Consider the following 1,599-nt stretch of genomic DNA (forward strand, 5'->3'; position numbering starts at 1 on the left):
GGCTGTTCAAAAACGTGTAGCATTTGATACTAGTGATTTTAGGTCATTACTGTCATATAATAAATGCATACGAAATTCCGGTTTTCAGACATTTCCCGTGCATTTACGAAATTCACTCGGAGGTTTTATCCATGGTTTATCGTCAAAGTCCCCACCAACTCTCTTTTGAATCCTTTGGTTGCGGCCTGAGCACACCGCTCAGTCCAGATAACGAGTGGGTGCGCTTGGCCGATATTTTCCCGTGGAAAGAACTGGATGAGGCATACCAATTGGAGTTTTCCAAGAAAAGTACTGGGCGAGCGGCCAAGCCATTTCGGATGCTTTATGGCGCTGGACTGATTCAGAATCGAATGAAACTAACCGATCGCGGTGTCGTTGACGCCATTCGAGACACGCCGGCTTATCAGTACTTCATCGGACTTTCAGAATACCGAGCAGAGAAACCCTTCGCCTACACCAGCCTGTGTACCTTCCGCAAGCGGATCGCGGATATCTCTGAACTGGTCAGAAACATTATCAATGATTGGCTTCGTGCCAAGATCGAAGCGGTGGTGCCGTTCAAAGTTGACGTCATGATCACGGATGCCACAGCGATCCCGGTAAAAATCCGTTATCCTCAAGACACTTCGCTGCTCAATCAAGCCCGCCAGAATCTTGAAGACATGGCCATTGACATGGCGCATCAACTGAATGTTCCAAATCCACGCATGTACAAGCGTGAGGCCAAACAAGTTTGGACGGCTTTCTCACGCCATCCAAAGAGCCAAAAACAATCCGTTCACAAGCAAGTCAAAGCCCAACTTCAATATGTCCGCCGTGATTTGCGCTACATCAACGAATTCATCGATGCCGGAGCGATCTTAACCGCCAAGCAAGCAGTACGATTGGGTGTCATCCGAATCTTGTTTGACCAACAGTGGCACATGTTTACACACAATATTCACCATGTCGCAGACCGCATTATTAGTCTCCAACAGCCTTATATTCGACCGATCCAGCGCGGTAAGGCGAAAGCTAAAGTTGAGTTTGGTGCCAAAATCGACGCTTCATTAAGCGAAGGTATCGTTGATATTGAGCGCTTTGAATTTAGTGCTTTCAATGAAAGTAAGGACTTTGAAGCGACCTTGGATCATTACTTTGATTTGCATGGCCATTACCCAGATGAGGTATTGGCGGATACACTTTACCGCAACCGCGACAATCGCAAGTTGTGTAAAGATCTAGGTATCATCATCTGTGGCCCAAAACTTGGCGCAAAACCAAAACACGTTGATGCCAAGAAACGTCGCCAGGATACGGACGCAGAGAATCGACGCGGTGCCATTGAACGCCGATTTGCCTTTCTCAAAGGGTCAGTAGGCTTGGACTTAGTCAATACCCGAACAGCTGAGTCATTAGCCGTCAAGATTGATCAGGCAATGGTATTAAGCAATGCCCTGACATTCTTGAGAGTGTTTGCTATACCAATTTTAATTTCAACTACGAACGACGGGCAAACCTATCGTTTCCGGTACAAATTTACTACCAGCACCAAGAATATGGTGGCCTAGTTGAACAGCCACTACCATAGTGGTGATAGCTTTACGCTGACCCTTAACA

Annotated in this window: 1 protein-coding gene; it reads left to right on the forward strand. The window is 46.7% G+C overall.

Going from position 1 to position 1,599, the window contains the following annotated elements; all coding sequences use genetic code 11:
• The first annotated feature begins 131 nt into the window (after nt 1–131).
• On the forward strand, nt 132–1,550 hold the full coding sequence (locus tag EKM91_RS13700; protein ID WP_048482185.1) for an IS5 family transposase: 1,419 nt from the start codon (nt 132–134) through the stop codon (nt 1,548–1,550).
• Nucleotides 1,551–1,599 lie beyond the last annotated feature (49 nt).

The organism is Lacticaseibacillus baoqingensis, assembly GCF_003946165.1.
GTDB lineage: Bacteria > Bacillota > Bacilli > Lactobacillales > Lactobacillaceae > Lacticaseibacillus > Lacticaseibacillus baoqingensis.